The 23,070-nt window shown below is 71.2% G+C and carries 24 protein-coding genes; 15 read left to right on the top strand and 9 right to left on the bottom strand.

Translation table 11 applies throughout. The features are described from left to right. Positions 1–152 precede the first annotated feature (152 nt). Positions 153–1,307 carry an RNA polymerase sigma factor gene (locus ACGFIW_RS04285; protein ID WP_393311248.1) on the top strand — a complete coding sequence of 385 codons (1,155 nt, stop codon included), beginning with the start codon at positions 153–155 and terminating at the stop codon, positions 1,305–1,307. A 32-nt stretch (positions 1,308–1,339) separates the two neighbouring features. Here the strand turns inward: ACGFIW_RS04285 and ACGFIW_RS04280 are convergent, their stop codons facing one another. Beyond that, the gene (locus tag ACGFIW_RS04280; RefSeq protein ID WP_393310856.1) at positions 1,340–1,768 is read right to left on the bottom strand and encodes a hypothetical protein; all 429 of its coding nucleotides are present in this window, start codon (positions 1,766–1,768) and stop codon (positions 1,340–1,342) included. Positions 1,769–2,188: 420 nt separating this feature from the next. Between ACGFIW_RS04280 and ACGFIW_RS04275 the strand changes: the two genes are divergently transcribed. After that, positions 2,189–3,487, top strand: a complete 1,299-nt coding sequence (locus tag ACGFIW_RS04275) for a cellulose binding domain-containing protein (protein WP_393310855.1) — start codon at positions 2,189–2,191, stop codon at positions 3,485–3,487. A 97-nt stretch (positions 3,488–3,584) separates the two neighbouring features. On the opposite strand, the gene ACGFIW_RS04270 is transcribed toward ACGFIW_RS04275, so the two are convergent. Next, a complete protein-coding gene (locus tag ACGFIW_RS04270; RefSeq protein ID WP_393310854.1) occupies positions 3,585–4,322 on the bottom strand; it encodes a TetR/AcrR family transcriptional regulator C-terminal domain-containing protein in 738 nt (245 codons plus the stop codon). 95 nt (positions 4,323–4,417) lie between these two features. Between ACGFIW_RS04270 and ACGFIW_RS04265 the strand changes: the two genes are divergently transcribed. The 5 genes from ACGFIW_RS04265 (at position 4,418) to ACGFIW_RS04245 (ending at position 8,102) form a co-directional block, all read left to right on the top strand. Further along, complete coding sequence (locus ACGFIW_RS04265) at positions 4,418–4,648, top strand: hypothetical protein (RefSeq protein ID WP_393310853.1); 231 nt, start codon at positions 4,418–4,420, stop codon at positions 4,646–4,648. 169 nt (positions 4,649–4,817) lie between these two features. Next, the gene (locus tag ACGFIW_RS04260; RefSeq protein WP_393310852.1) at positions 4,818–5,084 is read left to right on the top strand and encodes a hypothetical protein; all 267 of its coding nucleotides are present in this window, start codon (positions 4,818–4,820) and stop codon (positions 5,082–5,084) included. Then, positions 5,081–6,052: a PaaX family transcriptional regulator C-terminal domain-containing protein gene (locus tag ACGFIW_RS04255; protein ID WP_393310851.1), complete on the top strand. Its 972-nt coding sequence runs from the start codon at positions 5,081–5,083 to the stop codon at positions 6,050–6,052. The genes ACGFIW_RS04260 and ACGFIW_RS04255 overlap by 4 nt, the downstream gene beginning before the upstream one ends. Before the next feature lie 209 nt (positions 6,053–6,261). Beyond that, positions 6,262–7,485 carry a cellulose binding domain-containing protein gene (locus ACGFIW_RS04250; protein ID WP_393310850.1) on the top strand — a complete coding sequence of 408 codons (1,224 nt, stop codon included), beginning with the start codon at positions 6,262–6,264 and terminating at the stop codon, positions 7,483–7,485. A gap of 173 nt (positions 7,486–7,658) precedes the next feature. Beyond that, positions 7,659–8,102 carry a cupin domain-containing protein gene (locus tag ACGFIW_RS04245; RefSeq protein ID WP_393310849.1) on the top strand — a complete coding sequence of 148 codons (444 nt, stop codon included), beginning with the start codon at positions 7,659–7,661 and terminating at the stop codon, positions 8,100–8,102. Between the two features lie 103 nt (positions 8,103–8,205). On the opposite strand, the gene ACGFIW_RS04240 is transcribed toward ACGFIW_RS04245, so the two are convergent. Then, positions 8,206–9,432 (bottom strand): cellulose-binding domain-containing protein, encoded by a 1,227-nt coding sequence (locus ACGFIW_RS04240; RefSeq protein WP_393310848.1) that lies wholly within the window; start codon positions 9,430–9,432, stop codon positions 8,206–8,208. A 420-nt stretch (positions 9,433–9,852) separates the two neighbouring features. Here ACGFIW_RS04240 and ACGFIW_RS04235 point away from each other — a divergent pair, with 420 nt between their 5' ends. From ACGFIW_RS04235 to ACGFIW_RS04220, 4 genes are all read left to right on the top strand, one after another. After that, positions 9,853–10,734, top strand: coding sequence for a fructosamine kinase family protein (locus tag ACGFIW_RS04235; RefSeq protein WP_393310847.1), 882 nt, complete (start codon positions 9,853–9,855; stop codon positions 10,732–10,734). Between the two features lie 7 nt (positions 10,735–10,741). After that, a complete protein-coding gene (locus ACGFIW_RS04230) occupies positions 10,742–11,989 on the top strand; it encodes an MFS transporter (protein ID WP_393310846.1) in 1,248 nt (415 codons plus the stop codon). A 16-nt stretch (positions 11,990–12,005) separates the two neighbouring features. Continuing rightward, a complete protein-coding gene (locus tag ACGFIW_RS04225) occupies positions 12,006–12,257 on the top strand; it encodes a transcriptional regulator (RefSeq protein WP_393310845.1) in 252 nt (83 codons plus the stop codon). A gap of 96 nt (positions 12,258–12,353) precedes the next feature. Further along, complete coding sequence (locus ACGFIW_RS04220; protein WP_393310844.1) at positions 12,354–12,896, top strand: hypothetical protein; 543 nt, start codon at positions 12,354–12,356, stop codon at positions 12,894–12,896. A gap of 96 nt (positions 12,897–12,992) precedes the next feature. On the opposite strand, the gene ACGFIW_RS04215 is transcribed toward ACGFIW_RS04220, so the two are convergent. Then, positions 12,993–14,261 (bottom strand): hypothetical protein, encoded by a 1,269-nt coding sequence (locus tag ACGFIW_RS04215; RefSeq protein WP_393310843.1) that lies wholly within the window; start codon positions 14,259–14,261, stop codon positions 12,993–12,995. Next, positions 14,258–14,779, bottom strand: coding sequence for a SigE family RNA polymerase sigma factor (locus ACGFIW_RS04210; protein ID WP_393310842.1), 522 nt, complete (start codon positions 14,777–14,779; stop codon positions 14,258–14,260). The genes ACGFIW_RS04215 and ACGFIW_RS04210 overlap by 4 nt, the downstream gene beginning before the upstream one ends. 199 nt (positions 14,780–14,978) lie before the next feature. Here ACGFIW_RS04210 and ACGFIW_RS04205 point away from each other — a divergent pair, with 199 nt between their 5' ends. Then, positions 14,979–15,503, top strand: coding sequence for a hypothetical protein (locus ACGFIW_RS04205; protein ID WP_393310841.1), 525 nt, complete (start codon positions 14,979–14,981; stop codon positions 15,501–15,503). Positions 15,504–15,534: 31 nt separating this feature from the next. Here ACGFIW_RS04205 and ACGFIW_RS04200 read toward each other — a convergent pair whose 3' ends face one another. The 3 genes from ACGFIW_RS04200 to ACGFIW_RS04190 all read right to left on the bottom strand — a co-directional run bounded on the left by ACGFIW_RS04200 (position 15,535) and on the right by ACGFIW_RS04190 (position 18,880). Beyond that, positions 15,535–17,034: an FAD-dependent oxidoreductase gene (locus ACGFIW_RS04200; protein ID WP_393310840.1), complete on the bottom strand. Its 1,500-nt coding sequence runs from the start codon at positions 17,032–17,034 to the stop codon at positions 15,535–15,537. A gap of 107 nt (positions 17,035–17,141) precedes the next feature. Then, on the bottom strand, positions 17,142–17,762 hold the full coding sequence (locus tag ACGFIW_RS04195) for a TetR family transcriptional regulator (RefSeq protein ID WP_393310839.1): 621 nt from the start codon (positions 17,760–17,762) through the stop codon (positions 17,142–17,144). 194 nt (positions 17,763–17,956) lie between these two features. Then, positions 17,957–18,880 (bottom strand): oxidoreductase, encoded by a 924-nt coding sequence (locus ACGFIW_RS04190; RefSeq protein WP_393310838.1) that lies wholly within the window; start codon positions 18,878–18,880, stop codon positions 17,957–17,959. A 55-nt stretch (positions 18,881–18,935) separates the two neighbouring features. Between ACGFIW_RS04190 and ACGFIW_RS04185 the strand changes: the two genes are divergently transcribed. Next, complete coding sequence (locus ACGFIW_RS04185; protein ID WP_393310837.1) at positions 18,936–19,367, top strand: MerR family transcriptional regulator; 432 nt, start codon at positions 18,936–18,938, stop codon at positions 19,365–19,367. Between the two features lie 30 nt (positions 19,368–19,397). Here the strand turns inward: ACGFIW_RS04185 and ACGFIW_RS04180 are convergent, their stop codons facing one another. After that, the gene (locus tag ACGFIW_RS04180) at positions 19,398–19,946 is read right to left on the bottom strand and encodes a hypothetical protein (protein ID WP_393310836.1); all 549 of its coding nucleotides are present in this window, start codon (positions 19,944–19,946) and stop codon (positions 19,398–19,400) included. Between the two features lie 430 nt (positions 19,947–20,376). On the opposite strand from ACGFIW_RS04180, the gene ACGFIW_RS04175 reads away from it, so the two are divergent. After that, on the top strand, positions 20,377–22,845 hold the full coding sequence (locus ACGFIW_RS04175; protein WP_393310835.1) for an NACHT domain-containing protein: 2,469 nt from the start codon (positions 20,377–20,379) through the stop codon (positions 22,843–22,845). Then, positions 22,836–23,027 (top strand): hypothetical protein, encoded by a 192-nt coding sequence (locus ACGFIW_RS04170; RefSeq protein WP_393310834.1) that lies wholly within the window; start codon positions 22,836–22,838, stop codon positions 23,025–23,027. The genes ACGFIW_RS04175 and ACGFIW_RS04170 overlap by 10 nt, the downstream gene beginning before the upstream one ends. Positions 23,028–23,070: the final 43 nt, after the last annotated feature.

Here is a 23,070-nt window from a genome sequence, read left to right as displayed (position 1 = left end):
CCCCGGGGGGCAGGGCTGCCGGGGGGGGGCGGGCCACCCGGGGGTGGGGAGATCCGGCGGGGGGGCGACCAGGTAGGAACGACCCGGGGGGGGGGGGGGGCCCCCCGCCCCCCCCCCGCGACTGGGCCCAGGTCTTCAGCACCACCGCCCAGCTGACCCGCGACCTCGATCTCGCCGAGGAGTGCACCCAGGACGCGTTCGCGCAGGCCCTGGAGACCTGGGCCGAGAGTGGCATTCCCGACCGGCCGGGGGCCTGGCTCACCACCATCGCTCGCAACCGGGCCCGGGATGTCCTGCGCCGTGAGTCGGTGTTCCGCCGCAAGATGCCACTGCTCGTCGCCGACGAGACGGTGCCGGGCCCCGATGATGGCCTGGTCGACGACCGGCTGCGCCTCATCTTCACCTGCGTGCACCCCGCGCTGTCCCGGCCGGCGCGGGTCGCGCTGACCCTGCGCCTGGTGTGCGGGCTGTCCACCCCGGAGGTGGCGCGTGCGTTCCTGGTGCCGCCGAGCACCATGGCCGCCCGGATCACCCGGGCCAAGAGGAAGATCGCCGCGGCCCGCATCCCGTACCGGGTACCGGGCCCGGACCAGCTCGGTGAGCGGGTCGACGCCGTACTCGATGTCGTCCATCTCATCTTCACCACCGGCCACACCGCACCGCTGGGCGCGCACCTGGTGCGGCAGGACCTGGTGGACTGCGCGATCGGTCTGGCCCGCATGCTGCACCTGCTCATGCCGACCGACGCGGAGATCAGCGCCCTGCTGGCACTGCTGCTGCTCACCACGGCACGCCAGGACACCCGCATGTCCGCCGACGGGCGGCTGGTGCTGCTGTCCGAGCAGGACCGCACCCGCTGGGACCGGCAGCTCATCGGCGAGGGCCTGTCCCTGTTGACCGAGTCGCTGCGCCGACGGCCACCGACCCGGTACGCCCTGGAGGCCGCGATAGCCGCCGTACACGCCGAGGCGCCAACCTGGCAGGACACCGACTGGAACCAGATCGTCGGGCTCTACGACACCCTGCTCCGGATGTGGCCGTCGCCAGTGGTCGGCCTCAACCGCGCCGTCGCGATCGGGCTGCGCGACGGCCCCGCGGCCGGCCTCGACGCGCTCACGCCGATGCTCGCCGATCCGGCCCTGGCCACCTACGGATATCTCAGCGCCTCGCGCGCCGACTTCCTCCGCCAGTTGCAGCAGTGGCCCCAGGCCGTGACGGCCTACGAGGAGGCGCTGACCCTCACCGACAACGACGTGGAGCGCGCCTTCCTCGTGCAGCGGCTGGCGGACGTGCGGCGGCAGCTCTGATCGTCCGCACCACCTCGGGCCGGCAGGCGGTCTCAGGCATCCTGCTCTTCCCGCACCGCCGCGCCTCGGCCCGGCACGGTGGCGATCGCGGCCATCCCCAGCAGCAGCGCCGGGAGGACGAACCAGAGACCGACGCCCAGGCCCAGGAGGAGTGCCCACAGCAGCAGCACCACCGCCGAGACCGTCGTGGTGATGCCGACCGCACGGTGGGTCAGGTCGGCGACGAGGGGACACACGGCCGCGACCACCGGCACACCCAGCAGATAGCTGATCGCGCCGCCACTGTCCTCGATGGTGAAGGGCAGCAGCGCGATGACGATCCAGGCGGTGGCCGCGATCGCGAGGAGTCTCAGCAGCAGACCAACGGACCCGGATGCCGCACCGCGCCTGCGTATTCTCACGAGCGCTGTCGCGACGATGAAGAGTGCGACAAGGCCGCCGACCAGGGTAGCCACGTTCATTGCGACTCCTCGCTCCATGGCCTTCTGCGGCCTGCTTGCGGGTGTGCCCTCGAACGGTTGAGCACGACATCGATGACATGCTATCTTTCGGCGCGGGAGCGCAGGGCACGCTTCCCATCACCCCAGCCGATCGACATCGGCACGCCGAGGGCGACGCCCTCCGGCCGCCCCTGCCGGTCGGTGACCAGTCCGGGCCGCTCCGCCGATGCCAGGCGACCGCGGGCGGTTGCCGGACCACCTCGGTCCGGCCGCATACCCCAGCTTCCCACGCCCGTCGCGGCGGACACCAGGCAGCGACGGTACGGCCTCGCACGCCACACCGGCCGGCAACCGTCATCCACCTCCCCGGTGTCACCACGGGCGCGGCCGGCGGTCGCCGGAACCGGTCCCGCACCACCACCAGTGGCAAGGAGTCAAGCAATGGCGAAGCATAGACAGCGCTTCTCGTTCATCGCGGGCGCGGCGGTTCTCCTCGCGGCGGCCGCCGGTGGCGTGCTGAACGCCGGCTTTCGCGGAGAAGCGGTGGCCGCGACGAACGGCACCCTCGCGGCCACCGCCGGCTGCGGCAAGGCCCCCACGCTCACCAACGGCACACGCACCATCCAGAGCAGCGGCCAGAGTCGCACCTACATCCTGCGGATCCCGGACGGGTACGACAGAAACAAGCCCTACCGGCTGATCTTCGGATTCCACTGGCTGAACGGCTCGGCCAACAACGTCGCCTCGGCCGGCTACTACGGGCTCGCGCCGCTGTCGAACAACACCACGATCTTCGTCGCGCCCCAGGGCATCAACGCCGGCTGGGCCAACACCAACGGTCGGGACCTGACCCTCTTCGACGACATCTCCCGGCAGGTCGAGAACGATCTCTGCGTTGACACGACCCAACGCTTCGCCCTGGGCTGGAGCTACGGCGGCGCGATGAGCTACGCCGTGGCCTGTGCCCGGCCAACAGTCATCCGCGCGGTCGCCGTCCTGTCCGGCGCCAACCTCAGCGGCTGCAACGGTGGCACCCAACCCGTTCCCTACTTCGGCATCCACGGCATCTACGACAGCGTGCTGAACATCTCGCAGGGCCGGGCGCTGCGCGACACGTTCGTCAGGAACAACGGGTGCACCGCACAGAGCCCCCGCGAACCGAGCCGGGGCAGCGGCACCCACATCACCACCACCTACACGGGCTGCCGAGCCGGCTATCCCGTGCAGTGGGCCGCGTTCGACGGAGACCACACCCCGAGCCCGGTCGACGGGTCCGGCCCGAACGACTCCAGGACCTGGACCTCGGGCGAGATCTGGAGATTCTTCAGCCAGTTCCAATCCACCACTCCCCCCACCACCCCTCCGCCGACCACGCCCCCACCGACCACGCCGCCCCCGACCACGCCGCCGCCGACCACGCCGCCGCCGACCGGGGAGCCGGGAAGCTGCGCCGCCACCTACCGCATGGTCAACAACTGGCCCGGCGGCTTCCAGGGTGAGCTCACGGTCACCAACAACACCGCCGCCACCGTCAACGGCTGGACCGTCGGTCTGACCCTGGCCAGTGGCCAGGCCATCAGCAGCCTCTGGGGCGGCATCAACACGGGCACCACCGGCAGCGTCACCGTTCGAAACGCCGCCTACAACGGCACGCTGGCCCCGAACGCGTCGACCACCTTCGGGTTCACCGCCACCGGCGACAGCGCCACCCCGCCCACCACCACCTGCACCAGTCCCTGAGCAGAGGGCGAAACCGAAAGGCCCGGAGCCAGTCCGCTCCGGGCCTTTCGGCTCGCCTGGCGACCCCGCCCCCACGGTCACGCCAACGGCGCGCCGGTCATTGCGGCAGCCCGGTCCGTGCCGCTGCCCGGAGGATGCCGTCGAGGCCCTCCTCGAACAGCAGGTCGTCGTCCCATCGGGTGTCGTCGAGATGGCCGGAGGCGTCGAGGGTCGGGTAGGCGGCGGCCCTCGCGGCGATGTGGTCGCGGGCCGCGGCCCGCGCGTGCGGGTCCGCGCTCTGGTGCCACGTGGCTTCGGTGAGCGCGGACCCGATGACGTAGTTGGCCAGCATTCGCGTGGCCACCGCGAGGGGAAGTCCGTGGCAGCCGCCGCGCACCAGCGCCGACTGGAGGAATTCGGTACGGGCGAGGACGTTGGGCCCGAGCATCGGACGGCCGACCAGGTTCGGCGCCCAGGGATGGCGCAGCATGCTGGCGCGCCAGGCTCGGGCGAGCAGGCGGGCGTCCTCCAGCCAGTCGTCGCTCACGTCCGGGATGGGCACGTCGCCGAAGATCTCGTCGACGGCCAGGTCCAGAACGTCGTCCTTGGTCTTCACGTGCCAGTACAGGGCGGTAGCCGTCACGTCGAGCCGCTGGGCGAGGCCGCGCATGGTCAGACCCTCGACGCCCCGCTCGTCCAGCAGCGTCACCGCCGCGTCCACGATGCGCCCGAGGGTCAGCGGCGCCCGTCGTCGCGTGCGCGGTGACTCCCCGCGTAGCCATACCGGCGACGACGTGCGGCTGTCTCGTCGCCCGGCCGTGGGCATCGACGGTAGGCCCGGCTCTGCGGTGGTCATGATGCCACCCTAGTCCACTGGACAGGCGACTTAACATCGGTAAGCTAGCTGAACAAGCGAAGGTTGGCCGTTCCGGTCGGCAGGGAGGTCGGCGAATGCCGCTGCTACGTGTGCACCTCGACAGCGACCGGATCACCGCCCGTCGCGTTCTCCAGCTGCACCAGGAGGGCAGGACCCATCACGAGTCGCGGGAGGCGGCGCGCGCGGAGGTGTGGCGCCAGGGCCGCACCCCGGCCGGCGACCCGACCTTCGTCGGCATCACGAACGGCCGCCGGCACGTGCAACTGCTCTACGACGTGGAGGTCTACGCCGACACGGCCCATTGAGCGCCCGCCGACACGGCTCTAGACCGTCACGCGCGAACCCGGTGATCCAGATCCAGTCGTTGTACGGGTCGGTCTCACCAACCGACACCACCCGCACGACCAGCGCCCGATCCCCCGAGACCGGCCTTCATGCCAGCCACCCGCGGAACCTGCGATACACGGTCGACGGGTGCCCCGGCTGCTGGCGGTGATTCCGGCCGGGATGGTGGCGCTCACACTTGTCGCCTACGGCGTGCTCAGCGCCGCGGTGGTCGTCGACCGACTCGTCACGGGCGAGCTGCGGTGGTCGGAGGTGTGGGACGGCTGGGCGGTCACCGCCACACTGCTCGTCTTCCTCAGCTGGGGTGTGGCGCTGGGCGTCACGACCGCCGGCTACGCCCTCACCGCCCGCCCGACGACGACGCGCACCCCGTGGTGGGGCAACCTGAGGAGGTGAGTGCCCACGAGCCCGCCGACGACGTCCGAATCCCCCGAGCCCAGATCGGGTCCAGCCCGCAACATCTGCTGACCACGGTGCTGGGCGAGTATCTCGACTCCGCGGATGCCCAACTGCCGTCCACGGCGGTCATCGCGATCCTGCGGGAGTTCAGCGTCAGCGAGTCCAGTGCCCGTGCGGCGCTGTCCCGGCTGGTGAAGCGCGGCCTCATCGCGGCGCGGGGTAACCGGCGGCCACCGGTCTACCACCTCACGGCCGCGGCGATCGCCAGGCATCGCTCCCGGATGCGGCACTTCCTGACCTTCGGCGCGCACCCGCCGCACTGGACCGGTGACTGGGTGATGGCCTCCTTCTCGGTTCCGAGCGCCGGCCAGGCGTCCCGGCACGCCGTGCGCAGGGCGTTGAGCGCGCTGAGGTTCGTGGGCCTGTACGACAGCGTGTGGATCCGGCCCGGATCTGATGCCGCACCGGTGCGGGAGGCGCTGCGCGAGCTGCTGCACGAGGTCGACGGTGCGCGGTGGTCGGTCCTGCACGTCCGGTTCGACGACGAGTCCGGACCGCACGGCCCGGCGTCCGCGTACGACCTGGAAACCCTCGCGTCGGCGTACTCGGATTTCATCGAGCGGTACGCCGGGTTGCGGGTGGCGGCCCGCAACGGGGAGGTGGCCCCGGCCCGGGCGCTTGTCGCCCGGACGTCCGCCATGGACTCCTGGCGGCGGTTCGCGGACCTCGACCCGGATCTGCCCCAGCACCTGCTGCCGACGCCCTGGCCACGCCCGGAGGCCAGGGAGATCTTCCTGGACATCCACCGCACGCTCGGCTCCCTCGCGCAGGCGCGTCTCGTCGAGGTGGCGACGCCGCACTGGCCGGACGCCTCGTCGTGGATCACCCACTTCCAGGCTTCGAGGGATCCCTCGCGACCGGAACCGACAGGTGGCACAGGTGGCGGCCCACCCCACGCGGGCTGACGACACCGCGAAGACATTGACACTCTTCGTTACGACAGTGATAGTAACTGCATACCGCTCCCCTCGGACCGCCTGCGGGAAACCGCGGCCGGGTGGTCGACCCGCCCACGTCGACCTGGCCCGTGACCAGCGCTGACGACCATGGTCGAGGCGCGCCTGCCCAACCGCCGCCGCAGGGAGCGCCGTCGCGACTTCCGCTGGAGGGGTACATGAGAATGAGATCCAAGATCTGTGTGGGCTTGGCGGCCGCCGCCGTCGTCCCCATCACATCCGCGCTCATGGCGCTCGGCGCGACACCCGCTGATGCCGCGGTCGGCGGTTCCGGCCCCTATCCAGCGGACTACGAAACCTCGGCCAGCCTGGCCAACCACACCATCTTCCGGCCGCAGACACTCCCGTCCGAACGCCTCCCCATCGTCGTCTGGGGCAACGGCGGCTGCTCGGCCAACGGCCTCTCCCAGGGCAACTTCCTCCGCGAGATCGCCTCACACGGCTTCCTCGCCATCGCCAACGGGGCCCCGAACGGATCCGGCTCCACCACCTCCCAGATGCTCACCCAGTCCATCGACTGGGCGGTCGCGGAGAACTCCCGACCGGGCAGCAAGTACTTCAACAGGATCGACACCACGAAGGTCGCCGTCGCGGGCTTCTCCTGCGGAGGTCTGGAGGCCTACGCCGTCTCGAACGACCCGCGCGTCACCACGACCGGCATCTTCAGCAGCGGCCTGTTGAACGATGCCGACGACTACCAACTCCGGCGACTGACCAAGCCGATCGCCTACTTCGTCGGCGGGCCCAGCGACATCGCCTACCCGAACGCCATCGACGACTGGGGCAAGCTGCCGGCCGGGCTGCCCGCCTTCATGGGCAACCTGAACGTCGGCCACGGCGGCACGTACGACCAGCCCAACGGCGGCGAGTTCGGCCGGGTGGCAGTGCTCTACCTCAAGTGGCGGCTGAAGGGCGACACCACCGCCGGCGGCACCTTCGTCGGCCCCGACTGCGGCCTGTGCCGCACCCAGTGGAGCGTCCAACAGAAAAACCTGACGCTCGACGACGGCACGCCACCCACCACACCGCCGCCCACCACGCCCCCGTCCACCACGCCGCCACCCACCACACCCCCACCCAGCGGCACCCCCGCGTGCACCGCCGTCTATTCCGTGCAGGACCAGTGGAACGGCGGGTTCGTCGCCACCGTCACCGTCACCGCGGGGACGACCGCGCTCACCGGCTGGCGGGTCACCCTCAACCTGCCCAGCGGAGCGTCGGTCAGCTCGCTGTGGAACGGCGTCGCCAGCGGTACCAGTGGCACCATCACCGTCGCGAACCAGAGCTACAACGGCCGACTGGGCACGGGTCAGAGCACCAGCTTCGGCTTCCAGGGCACCGGAAGCGGCAGCGGCACCACCGCCACCTGCGCCGGGAGCTGAAGCCCACCCGATCCGAATCCCGGCCCGGATCAGGGCCTGTAGCTGCTTGTCCAGGTGGGCCGGGGCAGCTCGTAGAACGCGGCGAGGGTGCCCGTTGGCACCGGAACGTCGGGCCAACTCAGGGTTGTCCTTTGCTCTGCACCCGCGGGTGCGACGGCTACTGTCTGCGACCGGTGCCTATTGGGGTGCAGAGCAAAGGACAATCAGCGATCGTCGAAGGAGTCGACAATGACACTGGTACGCGCGGCCCAGGCCGAGGTTCTCGACAGCGACCCGGCACCGACGGCGCGCCACCACACCTGCACACGCACTCCGGCGAGCTGTTCTTCGTGCTCGACGGCGCCCTGGAGATGCTCGTCGGCGACGAGTTGCACACCCTGCACCGGGGAGACACGCTCTTCGTCCCGCCGAACACCCCGCACGCCTTCGCCCCCGCCGACGGACAGGACGCCGACTTCCTGGTGGTGATCACCCCCGGGAAGCCCCGGTTCGACTACTACCGACTCCTGGACAGGGTGCACCGGGGCGACGCCACCTGGCAGGACGTCGGCGAGACCCAGGACCGCTACGACAACCACTACGTGGACAGCGCGCTGTGGGCAGGCCGCCGCGGCTGACCCGAGCCGTGTGGGTGGTTCGTCGCCCCCGGAGCGGCGAAGAGAGGGTGCGGAGATCGGTCGTGGCGACGATCCCCGCACCCTCCTCTCCGATGGCGAGGGGTCAGCAGCCGATCCGGCTGGACCCCATCGCGACGTCGTCGTACCAGAGGGTGTCGGCCCCGCCGCCGTAGCTCTCCCAGCCCAGCTTGAGGTCGGTGAGCTGCGGCCGCCAGGTGCGGTTGTACCACTGGCCGTCGATGTCGTGCGTCGGTACGCCGTCCGCGGTCAGGCCGGCGATGGCGCTGCCGTCCAGCCAGGTACGGAGTTGACCGGCCGAGCCGTCCACCATGAACTCCAGGCAGGTCCACCGGTTGGTGGGTAGCGGAACGCTCTGCGCCACCCCGGCCGGGCTCTGCTCGGGCAGGGTCGCGTCGTCAGAGGCGCGATTCCACTGCAGGGCGCCGTTCTGACCGCCGATCCGCAGGTCCTTGTTGCCGTCGGCGGCGTCGGTCATCGCCATCATCGTGGTGTGCTCGGTGGGCTGGGCGGTGGTGTGGCGGACCCAGATCCGGCCGTACCTGACGCTGCCCACGCTGCCGAGATTCTTGGTGGAGCGGATGAAGACGTGGTTGCAGTAGCCGGCCGCGCCGTTGATCCGGACCGCCCGGCTGCCGCTGTGCGTGGTGGTCGTGTCGATGGTGGCCGTACCGGCGCCGGAACAGTCCGGGCTCACCACGGTCCAGTCGCCGGACGGCGTCGAACCGGTCTGGCTCTCGAAGCCGTCGCAGAGCACCGCCCCGGCGCACCCGACCGGCGGCGGCGTGGTCGGCGGCGGCGTCGTGGGCGGGGGCGTGGTCGGCGGAGGTGTCGTCGGCGGCGGGGTGGTCGGCGGGGGCGTCGTCGGCGACGCGGTGGTGGGGGTCGGCCCGACGCCATTGCACGGTACGCCGTTCAGGCTGAACCCGGTCGGCGCGCCGCCGCTGGACCCGGACGTGCCCTGCACACCGAACTCGGTGGCGCCGCCGGCCGGGATGCTGCCGTTGTACGACATGTTGCGGGCGGTCACCGTCGCGCCGGACTGGCTGACTGTGGCGTTCCAGCCGTTCGTGACGCGTTCGTCTCCGGCGTACGTCCAGGTGACAGTCCAACTGGAGACGGCGGTGTCGCCCGGGGAGACCTTGATGTTGGCGGTGAATCCGCTGGACCACTGGTTGGGCGTGTAGTCGACACGGCAGCCCTGCGCCGCAGCGGCGGGGCTGGTGAGCAGGGCCGTTCCGGTCGCGGTCACGGCGGCCAGCGCGGCGACGACCGCCAGTGTCGAAGCGGGGCGGGCGCGGAGAATCGTCATGGGAGGTCCTTCTGCCATCGAGCTGAACGGAGGCGGCACGGCGACGCGCGTCCTGGAGGACGCGGCGCGACAGTGCGCCCTGGATGCGGCGCGGCGGTGCGCCACAGCGGCTGGTCGGTGCGTACGACCGCGATGCCCGGCTCGGGGTGGACCTGTCAGTCGCCGACGGCCCGGTCACCCGGACCTCGGCGGCGCCCACCCCCAATCTATTGACGAAAGACGATCTAATCAAGCGCCACCCTTGCGGGTGAATGACGGCCGGCTGACAGCGGCGGGGGGCTGTGGTCGTCGACGCCCGGCGGCGACCGCCATCGCCTGCCGTGGCGTCGATCCATGATGGACCAGTAGGCGAGTGAGGGCGGGTGACCCGGACCCTAGGATGGGGCGACCGAGCACGCCGACGGTGAGGGGTGCGTTCTGATGCGCTCGACGACGATCCTGCTGGAACGCCTCCTCGAAGCCGGGATGCACGAGGTCGTCACGGTGCAGCCGGTGGCCGGCGGGGTCGCGGCGCTCGCGGGCATGGCCACCCGCCGGGACGCGCCGTCGGTGTTCGTCAAGGCGTTCGCCGACGAGCCGGACGACGGGGTCTTCCTCGCGGAGGCGGAAGGGCTGGCCGCCCTGCGCGAGCTCGGCGGCGTGGCCACACCCGAGGTGCTCCTGGCTGACCGTCGACTGCTCGTGTTGTCGGTGTTGTGGGAGAGGCCACACAGCGAGACCTTCTGGGAGCGGCTCGCACACCTCCTCGCGGACATGCACCTGGGCACGACCCATCCTCGCTTCGGGTGGCACCAGGACAACTGGCTGGGCCGTCGCCGCCAGGTCAACACGTGGCAGGACGACGGCCACGCGTTCTTCGCCGAGCACCGGCTGCTTCGGTGGCTCGGGGAGCCCCGCGTGGAGGCGGCACTCGACGCCAGCGACCGGGCGGCACTGGCACGACTGTGTGACCGGCTGCCCGACCTGCTGCCGGTCCGGCCCGCCTGCCTGACGCACGGCGACCTGTGGGTCCAGAACATCCTGGCCACCCCGGACGGGCAACCCGCGCTGATCGACCCGGCGGTGTCCTACATGTGGGCCGAGGTCGACCTCGCCCACCTGTGGTCGACCTCGCCCCCGCCCGAGGCGCGACGGTTCTTCGACGTCTACGCGGACCTGACCTCGCTCGACGACGACTGGCGGGCCCGCATGCCGATCGTCCAGCTGCGACAGCACCTCGCCGTGCTGGCCCAGTTCGACGACGACTGGGGTGCGGCCGACCAGATCCGTACCGTGCTCGCCCCGTTCCGGCCACGATCCTGACGCTGCCATGGCCAGGGACGAGGGTGGGCGACGGGCACCGGAGGTGTCGCCGCGCAGGGCCAGGGCCGTGCTCGTCGCGCTCTCCCTCGCCGCGTTCGCGTTCATCACGACCGAGTTGCTGCCCGTCGGCCTGCTGACCCACATCGCACCCGATCTCGACCGGTCCCGCTCCGAGGTGGGTCTGCTGGTCAGCGGGTACGCCGTCGTGGTCGTGCTGGCGTCCGTGCCGCTGGCCCGGCTGACCCGGCGAATCCCCCGACGGCACCTGCTCGGCGGCACGATGCTCCTGTTCGCCGCCGCGAACGGCACCGCCGCGCTCGCGCCGACGTACACCGTGCTGGCCGGGTCCCGGCTCGCCACCGCCCTCGCGCAGGCCCTGTTCTGGTCCGTCGCCACGGCGACCGTGACCGGGCCCTTTCCGGTGGCGGTACGCGGCCGGGTGGTGGCGCTGTTCGCCACCGGTGCGACGCTCGCCCCGGTGCTCGGCGTACCCCTCGGCACCTGGCTCGGACAGCACGCCGGCTGGCGGGTGGCGTTCGCGGCGCTGGCCGGGGTCGGTCTGGCCGTCGCCGCCGCGGTGCTCGTCTTCCTGCCCTCCTATCCCCCGGCCGCTGGTGGCGCCGCCCGTGGCAGCGCACCGGACGGGCGGCGCTTCATCCTGTTGCTTGTCGCGACAGCCCTCGGCATCGGCGGTTTCATGGCCCTGCAGACCTACGTCGCACCGTTCCTGCTCGATGTCAGCGGCTTCGCCGACGCGTCGCTGGCGCCGTTGCTGTTCACCGCCGGCGCCGCTGGCGTCGTCGGCACCCTGGCGGCAGCGCGGACCCTGGACACCCGGCCGGTCGCCTCCCTGCTGACGCCGCTGGGCATCGGCACGGCCGCGCTGTTCGGCCTGTACGCGTTCGGCGCGCTCCGGCCCGGCGCGGTCGCGCTCCTCGCCGGGATCGGCCTCGCCTACGCGGCGTTCGGCTCCGCCGTGCAGAACCGGATGCTGCATCTGGCCCCGGGCAGCACCGACATCGCGTCGGCCGGCGTCAGCACCGCCTTCAACGTCGGCATCGCGGGTGGTTCACTGCTCGGCGGTGCCCTCCTGTCCACCTCGGGGGCACGCATGTTGGCCCTCGCCGGTGGGCTGCTGACGCTGCTCGCGCTCCTGCTGCTCGCCGTGGACGCGCGCCGGGGCTCCACCGGGCCGGTGCGGAGCCACGCCCGCTCCTCCACCAACCCCGCGGCCGCCCGGCCGCCGTGCCGGTAGCCCCTATCGTCGAGGCATGCCTCAGGAGACCATCGAATCCGTCGCTCGCCACCGCGTCGTCACCGCGGCGGCGGTCCTGCAGCAACGGGTCGATCTGCGTGCCTACCCGCACCGGCACCTCGCCGTGGCCGCCTACGCCGTCGGCGGGGACAGCATCACCCAGGCGCTCGCCGCCGCCGACCAGCTCAGTCACCTCGGGTGGGAGCTTGTCAACGTGACGCCGGTGGGCAGCGGCAACACACTTCATGCGTTCCTGCGCCGCAGGTGAGTCATCTCGATGGGCGGCTACCGCGCCCAGCTGCGATCTCGGAGTGTCCGATGTGTAGCCCGCTGGCGACGACTGCCACGCACAGCCAGGCCAGTCGTGGGCGAGCCCGGCGGGAATCGTCACGAGCCCGAGCAGGCCGAGCAGCAGCCAGGTGGGCAGCGGCCGGGTCAGCGCGCCGTAGATCAGTCCACCGACGACTGCCGACAGGCCGAACACCACGATGACCACTGCGGCCCGGGACACCTGACCGGCTTCCCGGAGCGTGGCGACGATGGGGAGGTCAACGCCACCGAGCAGCGTCGTTGTGCGAACGCCACCGTCAGCGCGGCGATCATCTTGGCGCCCAGCCACTGCCTGCGTGGAGGGCGTTCCGCGGCGACGCCCTCGTCCTCGGCGCGCATCGGTGGATTGAGCACGGCGATACCAACGCCGCGCCTGGTCAGGGTGCTCGCCGCGGTACGGGCCGGGCTCGGCGTCGCGGCGCTCATGCCCGCGAACCTCGAACCGGTCATGATCTGCCGCGACACGAATGCCCTGCCCGTCCTGCCGGACGTCGGGTTCGGTCTCGCCCGGCACCCGCGGACCGCGGGTGACCCTCTGATCGACGCCGTGGAGACCGTGCTCCGTCGCATCGTCTGAGCACTCGCCCGCCCCCGCGGTCCTCGGTGACGGACGGATTCGGCGCGGGAACGCCACCGCCGGCCGCCGGCCGGGGCTGGCGGCCGGTCGCCTGGATCAGGGCCCGACGGGGACGCTCGTGGCGGTTCCATTGGCGTCGGTGACACGGACGTCGGTGGCGCCGGCAGGTAGGAGTGCCGCGTCACGGCCGGCGTCCTGCCACTGCCCGTCGCCGATCCGGTAGCTCAGCGCGGACCCCTCGGCGGCGACGAAGACGCCCTGGTCGTCGGGCAGTCGTAGCCGTACCGGCAGGGGTGCCAGCCAGTCCGTGGTCGTGCTGGCCACCGCTTCGAAGGGACGGTTCCTGCCGGCGAGCAGGACGATGACGCAGGAGGGGTAGTCGTCGTACTGGATGCTCTCCACGAGGAGCCGCCGGCCGTCCGGGGTTGCCCCGTAGACCGACAGACGGGGGGACCCGTTGTGCGTGTGCGAGCCCACCGGGTCGATGTAGTCGGCGATGGCCTCGACGGGCGCGCTCACGTCTTCGGCTGCCGGATCGCTGCCCCACACCTGTTCGGTGCCGGGCAACGTGTGACGGAGGAGCGGCGACGCCGGCCGGTCCTTTCCGTCGGGAAAGAGGACAAGCGACGTGTTGCTGATGTGGATCACGTTCATCCGGTCGACTGGCGTCCTGGCGAGCGCGACGGTGAGCTTCGTGCGCTGTGGGGGCACCGACAGCACAGCCGCACCGTCGCGGAACGCCACAGGCGTGAACGTCCGCTCGACCTTGCCATCGGGCAGGAAGCGCAGTTCCGGGGAGAACTCCACAGGTTGTCCGAAGTCGAGGACGAGGAGCACGTCGCGCTGGGATCCGAGCAGTGTGGCCTGCTCGAGGCCGTCCGTCCCCGAGTCGTCCACCTGCGTCAGGGTGCCGACGCGCGGCCCGTCCGCGGTGGGTTCGACGAACCCCACGGTCGTGGGGCGCAGGGTGCCGTCGGCGACGTAGGCGGCCGGCCCAGCAGGTGTCATGCCGGCCCAGACAACGTGCGGCGGGCCGCTCGTGGGTTCGCCGATCTGCTTCAGATGACGATCCCACGTCGTGCGGACCTGCCGCAGGTAGCCTTCGTCGGCGGCCAGGTCACCGCGCGTGGGCTCGTCGAACAGCGGTGCGGCGACCTGGGTCTCTCCGGCGTCGCCGGCCAGCCGAAGTCCGCCCGCCACCGGGAGGGCCACCACGGCCGCGCACACAGCCGCCAACACCGCCCGGCGGCGCACCACCCGGCGCCGCCCACCCCGGCGCACCGCGCCGAGCAGACCCGCCGGGGCGACCAGGTCATCCGTCGCGCGCTGCAAGATCTCGCGCACGTCACTGTCGTTCCTCGTCATCGCGCACTCCCCGTTTCCGTGATGGGCATGGCCAGACTCGAATCCGCCAGCACCTCCCGCAGCCGCGCCAACCCACGCGAGGCGTGACTCTTCACCGCACCCTCGGAGCAGGCCATCGCCGCCGCGACATCGGCGACCGGCAGATCCTCCAGGTAACGGAGCACGACCACGGCCCGCTGCCGAGCCGGCAACGCCCGCAGCGCCCCGACGACCAGTTCGCGAACCGCGACGGAGTCGGCATGGTCCCGGGCAACCCCGTCGTGGTCACCCAACGCCCGCTCCGGACGCCGGGCACGCCAACGCCACCGATTGATCGACCGGTTGACCAGCGCACGTCGCGCGTACGCCTCGGGGCTGCTCTGCACCCGACGCCAGCGCACGTACACCTGCTCCAGCACCTCCTGAAGCAGGTCCTCCGCCGCGTGCCGGTCCCCGGTCAGCAGAAAGGCAACCCGCAACAGCACCACCGATCGGGTGCGCACGAAGTCGTCGAACTCCGCCCCACGCGAATCACGCATCCGCCCTCCCGAGCCTCGTCAACCTGCAAGACACCGGATCGGCTCGCACGGTTTACCGGCCGACGCGACTTTCCTCGACGAACCCCTGTCGTCGGCTGACGCCTCGGTCCCCACGGGCACTCGAGAAGTGTCCGACGCGGCCCGCGATCGGGCAGGCCGCGGGTTTCGCCGGCCGTCGCTTTCGGGTAGCGGATGGTTCATGAACCGTAATCTCGTCAAGGCTTTGCAGGTTGCCTGGGGGCTGCCGGAGTTCCGCAGCGGGTTGCGCCACCTCATCGACCTCGACGAGGTGGCGGTGCTGCTGGCCACGCTGTCCGCCGCGGATCACGACCGCGAGGTGGAGCGCAGCCTGTTGAGCCTGCTGCGGTCCGCCCTGGACACGGTCGAGATTCGGGAAGCCGTGTTGCTGCTGCTGGAGCAGGACGAGGTACGCCGTCCACTCGTCGCGGCGGCACTGGAGCCGCTGGCGGACAGGCCGGGTCAGGTCGCCGCCTTCGCTTCCGCCGCCGAGGATCCCGCGGTGCGGCGTGAGCTGCGGGCGGTGCTGGACAGCGCCAAGGTGCGCGAGCTGATCTGGCAGGCTGTCGACAACCAGGCGCGCGACAACCGTCTCGGCCTGATCCGCCAGGTGGCGGTGCTGTTCGTCCGGCACCCGAGCGTCCGACGCCTCGCCTGGGCCGCGCGCCGGCACGGGGTGCTACGCGAACTACGCCGCAGGCCCTGATCCGCGTCCACGCGCGATCGTGGTTGCCCCCTCATCGCGGGACGCCGAAGTGGTGGGTGAGCGAGGCGCACAGCGTACCGGCGTCCCCGGCGGACCAGGCGACGAAGCAGTCGGGGCGTACGAGCATCGCGGTCGCGGTCGTGCCCTCCAGTGGGCCGGTGACCACGTCGACCCGGTCTCGCCACGGCGCGGCAACCCCGGCGTAGGCGCCCGTGGAGTCCAGCAGCAGCGGTCGGGCGGCGCGGGTCAACTCGGCGAGACGGATCGGGCCGTGGTCGCGGCGCACGATCACGTCGGGGGCGAAGCGGCCGGCCAACGGGTCGGCGGGGTCGGCGGGATAGCGGATGTCCGCGCCGGACATCAACGCCGCGATGTGCCCGGTCACCTCCGGCTTGCGCAGCAGTTCGGCGAAGAGCTCCCGCAGGCCGGTGATCTCGTCGCCGGGGCCGATGAGCGCCGACTGGGCCTGGGTCGACATGACGACCCGTTCGGCGACGGGGCGACGCTCGGTCTCGTACGTGTCGAGCAGGCCCTGCGGCGCCCAGCCGTGTACCGTGCCGGCGAGCTTCCAGCCCAGGTTGACCGCGTCCTGTAGGCCCAGGTTGAGGCCGGGGCCGCCGATCGCGGGGTGCACGTGCGCGGCGTCGCCGACCAGCAGCACCCGGCCGGCGCGGTAGCGGGCGGCGATGCGGGTGTTGCCGCCGGTCAGCCGCCGCAGCAGGCCGGGGCCCTCCGGCGCGTCGACGGGTATCTCGGCGCCGAGCACCCGGGCGACGCTGGCGCGTAGCTCCGCCAGGTCCATCGGGGTCTCGTCGCTTGTTGGCGCGTCGGGCCACTCCGTCGTGCTCAGGATCGCCGGGCGGCCGGGGAACGGGGCCCAGGCGATCAGACCGCGGGCGGTGCGGGTGTGCTGGAACGGAGGGACGACCCCGTGGCCGGGAACGCGCAGACCGCCGGTCTCCGGATCGAGGGCGGACGCGGGGACGGTCACGGTGGCGGTGCGGGATATCGACCGGTCGACGGTGTGGCCGGGGAATTCGATGCCGGCGAGGCGGCGCACCGCGCTGCGGCCACCGTCGGCACCGACGAGGAAACGGGAGGTGAGCCGCGTACCGTCGGCGAGGTGGACCTCGACCGCGTCGGGGCGTTGGCGGAGGTCGACGACCTCGTGGCCGCGGCGCAGGTCGACGCCGAGTTCGGCGGCCCGGGCGGCGAGGGCGGCCTCGAGCTGGGCCTGCGGCACGCCGAGCACGTAGTGCGGGTTCTCCGCGAGCACCGTGAGATCCAGCGGGAACGCGCCGAAGACGAAGGCTGGTTGGGGGGCTGGTGGCGTGCTCTCGCCGCTGAGCCGCGCGTGGAGGCCGCGGCGGTCGAGCAGGCGGACGACCTGGCCGACGAGGCCGTTGGCGCGGGGCTCGGCGGTGGGCGCGGCGTGGCGTTCGAGGACGACGGGGCGGACGCCGGCGAGGGCCAACTCGCAGGCGAGCATGAGGCCGTTGGGGCCGGCGCCAACGATGAGGACATCGATCATTTTCGTGATCCGTTCTGGGCGTGCGTCATCGCCACGGCGGGCGCGGCGCGCGGCCGGCCCGCCGCGGTGTGCCGCGGCTGGAGACGTTGGTGAGGTGGTGCCGGGGCTCAGCGGGGCGGCGCAGGGAGGCCGGCGGCGACCTGGGTGAAAGCGTCGGTGACCAGGTGCTCGATCGGGGCGGGCGGGTCGGCGCTGTCGAGATAGTGCTGCATGGCGACGGCGACGGCCGCGCTGGCGGCTGCGGCGACGAGCCGCGGATACATGTCGGTGGCGAGGTCGGTGCCGGTGCGCTCGGCGACCGCGGCGGCCAACTCTGCCTCGGCGATCGCGACGGCCCGCAGTCGTTCACCCTGCAACGCGGGCTCGGCGAGCATGGTGCGGACGCCGGCTGCCCACTGGTCGTGTGGCGGGGACGGCATCGCCTCGACCTCGGGGCCGCGCGTGAACTGCTCCAGCGCGGCCTGGGTCAGCGCCGCCCAGAGGGGCTCGTCGGCGGGGCGTTCGCGCAGCGCGGCGGCGGTGCGGCGGCTGCGGTCGAGATGGCGGGAGGCGATCGCCTCGGCCTTGCTGGAGAAGTAGTTGTTGAAGGTACGCGGGGACACACCGACCGCCTCGGCGATGTCCTCGACGCGGACGTTGTCGAAGCCGCGCTCCACGGTGAGGTGGATAGCCGCCCAGCCGAGCGCCGCCCGCGTCTCGGCCTTCTTGCGCTCCCGCAGCCCCGTCATGCCATCACGGTAGCACTAATTGCGTGCCGCGCAAATATGCGTGCCACGCACAGATCGACCTGCCTCAGCGATCCAGGTCCGGCTGACCGGAGTCGCGGATCGCCGCGACGCACCTGGCCAGCAGGTCACGGACGGCCACCGCGCGTTCCGCAGCACGGTGGGCCGTGAACGCACGCGGGAGCAGGCAAGCTGGGTCAGGCTCGGTCAGTGAGATCGAGACCGGTCAGGTCGGCCGAGAGCGCCCAGAGCCGGGCCGCCGCACTGCCGTCGGTGGGGTTGCCGTCGGTGACCTGGCAGTCCACGCAGTAGTCGCCGCCGTACGCGTCGAGTTGAGGTGACGTGGCGGCCCAGACCTGGGTCGCCGCACCCTGCTCGACGGTCCTGAACAGGCCCGGCGCGGGAGTCCCGTCCGCGTCGATCCAGCCCGCGGCGACCATCTCCTCGACCGCGAGGTGTCGTTGCAACGGGGTCTGGATATAGCCGGGGCTGACGGAGAACGCGCGGACCCGGTGCGGTCTGCCGAGCAGGTCGAGATGGTGGGCGAACAGGATGTTCGCGAGCTTGGACTGGGCGTATGCCTCCCACTTGTCGTAGCCGCGCGCGAACTGCACGTCGTCCCACCGGATCCGCCACGAGGGATCGCGCCCGGAGGCGACCGAGACGACCCGAGCATTGCCCGCTGCGGTGAGGGCCGGCCACAGCAGGTTCGTCAGCGCGTAGTGGCCGAGGTGGTTGATCGCGAACTGCGCCTCCCAGCCGGGCCCCACCCGTGTCTCCGGGCAGGCCATGACCCCGGCACCCGCGATCAGGATGTCGAGGGTGGGATGACTGCCGAGGAACCGTTCGGCGAACGCACGGACGGAGGCAAGGTCGGCGAGGTCGAGCTGACTGATCTCGACCCCGGCTGCGCCGGCGAGCGCCTGCTGGGCCGCGTCCGGCCGGCGAGCGGGGACGACGACCCGAGCCCCGGCCCGGGTCAGCGCGAGGGTCGTGGCGAGACCGAGGCCGGAGTATCCGCCCGTGACGACAGCGGTCCTGCCGCTGAGGTCCATTCCGGCGAGGACGTCGCCGGTCGTGCTGTGGGCGCCGAACATTGCGTGGGTCGTGTCGCTGGTCATGCCGCCGACGCTAGGTGCTAGACCGCGGTCTAGGTCAACGGGTTACGGTCGATACGTGTCGGACAGGGACCTGAGCATCGGACAGGTGGCGCAGCGCACCGGGTTGAGCGTGCACGCCCTACGGCTCTACGAACGGGAGGGTCTGTTCGCCAGCGAGGTGCGGCGTGACAGTGCCGGCCGGCGCGTCTACAGCGCCTGGGACGTCGAGTGGTTGGCGAACTGCGTGAAGTTCCGCGCCTCCGGGATGCCACTTTCAACGATCAGCCGCCTGGCCCAGCTCGTCCGCGAGGGCAGCGGCAACGAGGCCGAACGGCTCGACCTGCTGCGCGAGCACCGGCGTCACATCACCGAGCAGCTCGCGCAACTGGGCGACTGCCTCGATCTGGTCAACGCCAAGGTGGCCAGCTACGAGGAACACCTCGCCGCCGGCGCGACCGGAGATCCCTGGCAACAGCAACCCCAGCCGACGGCGTCGGCAGAACGGTGACGATGCGGACACCGCTGCCGGCGACCCGTGTCAGTTCCGAATGGAGAACGTCGCGACGACACCGTTGTGGTCGGACCTGGTGCCGCCGACGATGTCGTAGCCGGTCATCCACATGACCTGGTACTCGGGCAACCGCTTCCAGAAGTAGACGTAGTCGATGTGTCGGTTGCCGTGCGTTCCGGTGCCCTTCTCCCCGTAGAGGTTGTAGTTGGAGCGCAGGTTCGGCAGTTCGTTGGCCTCGAAGACACGCCACGGGAATTTCGCGTACCCGTAGCTCCGGTCGGCGCTGAAGTCGACGTTGAGGTCACCGCTGACAATGACCTGACTCTCGCTCTGCTCACCGACGGCCAGGTCCTTGAGTCCCTGGAACTGCGCCTCGGCGCACCTGGTGCGCGGCAGGTCCTCGGGCCGGCCGGCGGTCTCGATGCTTGCCACCGCATGGGCGTTGATGTGCGTCACGTGGCGACCACTGGCTCTGTGCCGGTACATGACCCAGTTGTTGTACCGCGCGGGAGGCACCTCGCCCGGACCGTTGGTGTCACATACGAAAATCGAACCCTTGTCGAGTACGTCGAACATGGCTCCTCTTGGCGATCAGCGCCTCGCCGGCCTGGTTGGTCCCGCCCGGCGCGTACAACCACCAGCGCGACCGCGATAGCCCCCAGAACGTGCGCTGACCGGTGCGTTGTCTTGCGCATCGACTTCCCTTCGCAGAGACCGCCCTCGGCGGCCAACGCACCCTGTCGATGGGAGTCGACGCGACACCGAACATCGGGCAACGCCGAAGCGACAGCTCCGCGTTGACCAGCGAAGTCGGGTGACCAGTCAGCTCCGCGCCCCCGGTGGCGATGGTCGGGGTGGGCGTCGCGGCCGGACTGTTCCGCATGTCGGGCGCGGCCGTCCGGTCGGCCATGGTCCTTCGGGTGTCCGCACGATCCACCCGCTGGGCGCGGTCCTGCCGGCCGAGCCGCGGCGTGACGGTGTGGCCGCAATAGCCGATGATGCATGTGTGCGGCGGCTACAGGACATGCGGATCACGTACATCTTGGCCGGTGTCGGGCTGTTTGTGGTGGCCGTGGTGTTCCTGGCGAACTCCGGTGTCGCCGATACCCCGGAAGAGGTCCAGCGCTGGGGGACGTGGGTGGGAATTGTCCTGGCGCTGCTCCAGGGAGCCATCCTGCTCTTGGAGCGGATTCCTGGACGTGCGGATGCGCCGGTGGTGGACGAGGGCCAGACCAGGCGGGTGCTTACGGATCTCGCGACACAGATCGAGGCGGACTGGGCGGCGGAGGCGGCGCGGCAGGAGGTTACCCGGCCAGCGCCGATGCTGGTGCACTGGTCGTCGACGGGCCGGCCGGCCGCCGATCGACGATATGTGCTCGACGATCCCCTCGGGGGTGATTGGCAGAATTTTCCGCTGAGCGGGAAGACTACTGACGAGCCGAACAACGAGATCGTGGAGGCGTTTCGCAACCTGCCGCATCGGCAGTTGATGGTTCTCGGTCGCCCTGGTGCGGGCAAGACCGTCTTCGCGATGTTGCTGACCCTCGGCCTGATCAGCCGTCGTACCGCAGGCGAGCCGGTGCCGGTGCTTCTGCCGATCCACCTCTGGGACGGCGCCGAGCGGTTGGACGACTTCGTGGCCCGGCGGCTGGCCGAGGACTACGGTGACGTGCTGGCCGACCACGGCGACCCGCTGGTTCTCGCCCGACGTCTGGTGAAAGAAAAGCGGATCCTGCCGATCCTGGACGGCTTCGACGAGCTGCCCACGGATGCCGTCGCTCAGGCAATGGACAGGCTCGACCAGTTCGCCATGACAGGGTGGCCGCTGGTCGTCACCTGCCGCAGCCACGAGTACGAGATGGCCGTGGGGCGCAGCCGCGTGCTGTCCCGCGCGGCGGTTGTCGAGTTGGCGTCGGTGGATGTCGAGGATGCCATCGCCTATCTGTCCTCGCCGGTGCCGGATCCGCGCTGGGAGCCGGTCTTCGCCCATCTGCGGGCGCACCGGGACGGGCCGCTGGCCGGGGCGTTCTCCACCCCGCTGATGGTGGCCCTTGCCCGCAGCACCTACCAAGGGGCGTCCACGAGGGACCCGGTGGACCTGCTTGAGGCCGCGCAGACCGCCGACGGCCGGCGCTCGGTGGAGGCCCGGCTGGTGGCGGCCTTCGTCCCCGCGGTCTACTCGTCTCAGCCCCGCCGCCGCACGTCCGACCAGCCGCAGGCCGCCGACGTCAACTACCAACCGGAGAAGGCACAACGGTGGTTGATGTTCCTTGCCCGGCACATGAGCGAGCATGGTGTGCAGGACGTGGGTTGGTGGGAGCTGAACCCACTCATCCGTACCGGCTTTGTCACCATCGCCGGTGCCCTGGTCGCACTGCTGACGGTGCTGCTGTTCATACCCCTCTTCGGGCTCGCCATCGGGCTGGTCATGGCGGCCCTGGCGGGTGCCATCACGGCCCTGGTCGCGTTCGCCACGGGCGGGCCGCCGCAGAGCCTCCACGCGGAGGAGCCAACCCCCCGGTCGGCCCTGGCCAGGGAGCGCGCACGTGCGATCTCCCGAGGCGTCTGGGGTGGGGCGCTCATCGGTGTGGCGATCGGCTTGCTGCTGGCGAATGTCCTGGGCCTGAGAATCTGGTACGCAGGACTTTTTGTCGCGGTGTTCGGCGTGGCCTACGCCCTGGCAACCGCGCTCGACCACCCGTGGGGCTCGTTCCTCGTTGCCCGGGCCTGGTTGGGTGCCAGCGGCCGGTTGCCGTTCCGGCTGCCCCGATTTCTCGACGACGCGCATCAACGGGGAGTGCTCCGCCAGTCTGGTGCGCGCCACCAGTTCCGGCATCTGATACTGCAGGAGTATCTGGCCGGCGGGGCAAGTCCGCTCTCCGCCGCGCCGCCGGCGGCGACGTCCCAGCAGACGGCGGAGGAGCACCGGCCAATGCCGCACCAGTGGCGGATTCGCTCCTGCGTGGTGGTGGTAGGCGTAGTGTTCCTGATGCTGTCCCTGCTCTCCGTCACGCCGCGGGCCCCCAATTACCGATCCGGCGACCGACCCAGGGTCATCACGGAGGTGAGCTGCAGCTCCGGTGCCGGCAACGTGCACTGCTCCGAGCACGTTGTCGGCTACCAGTGGCAGGTCGGCCCGGGCGGCCGGGTCAGCACCACCTTCACCTTCCCGAACCGGCAGCGGGTGATCCAGTTCCGCGGCGTGGCCGGCGAGTTCAAGCTTCCGCCGTCGAACGAGTGCGCCAACGCCGCCTTCGAGTGGCAGTTGACAGTCGACGGGCGGCCGTGGCGATCGGGAGGGGTCTTCGCTGTCGGGAGTCGCCTCGATGCGGCGCAGGCGACCCCTCCACAGGCGAAAACCGTCGCGGTGTCGGTCCGCCGCACCGATTCCGCGCCGTGTACGGCGATCCTGCACTGGGACCGCCCGGGTGCGCTGTACCGGGGCGTCATCGCCGGATCTGGCCCGTGGGGCTGACGCCGATCGTCGAACCGGGAGAGAATTCAGACGTGGAACCCGCACCACCGCGCAATCTCCAGCAACGTAAGCAGGACACGCTCGCCCGCCTCAACCAGGATGTGGATGCGTGGGTCGCCTCACAGGAGGAGAACGAGCTCGCCGGTCGTGACCTGATGCGTGCTGGTCGCTGGCTCGTCTAACGAAAAAGACACCAGCCAGGAGCAGGTGCCCAGGTGAGATAGG

The organism is Micromonospora sp. NPDC048935, from assembly GCF_043197875.1.
Taxonomy (GTDB): domain Bacteria; phylum Actinomycetota; class Actinomycetes; order Mycobacteriales; family Micromonosporaceae; genus Micromonospora.
Note: the sequence above shows the minus strand (reverse complement) of the source record. Positions and strands in the feature narration are given on the sequence as shown.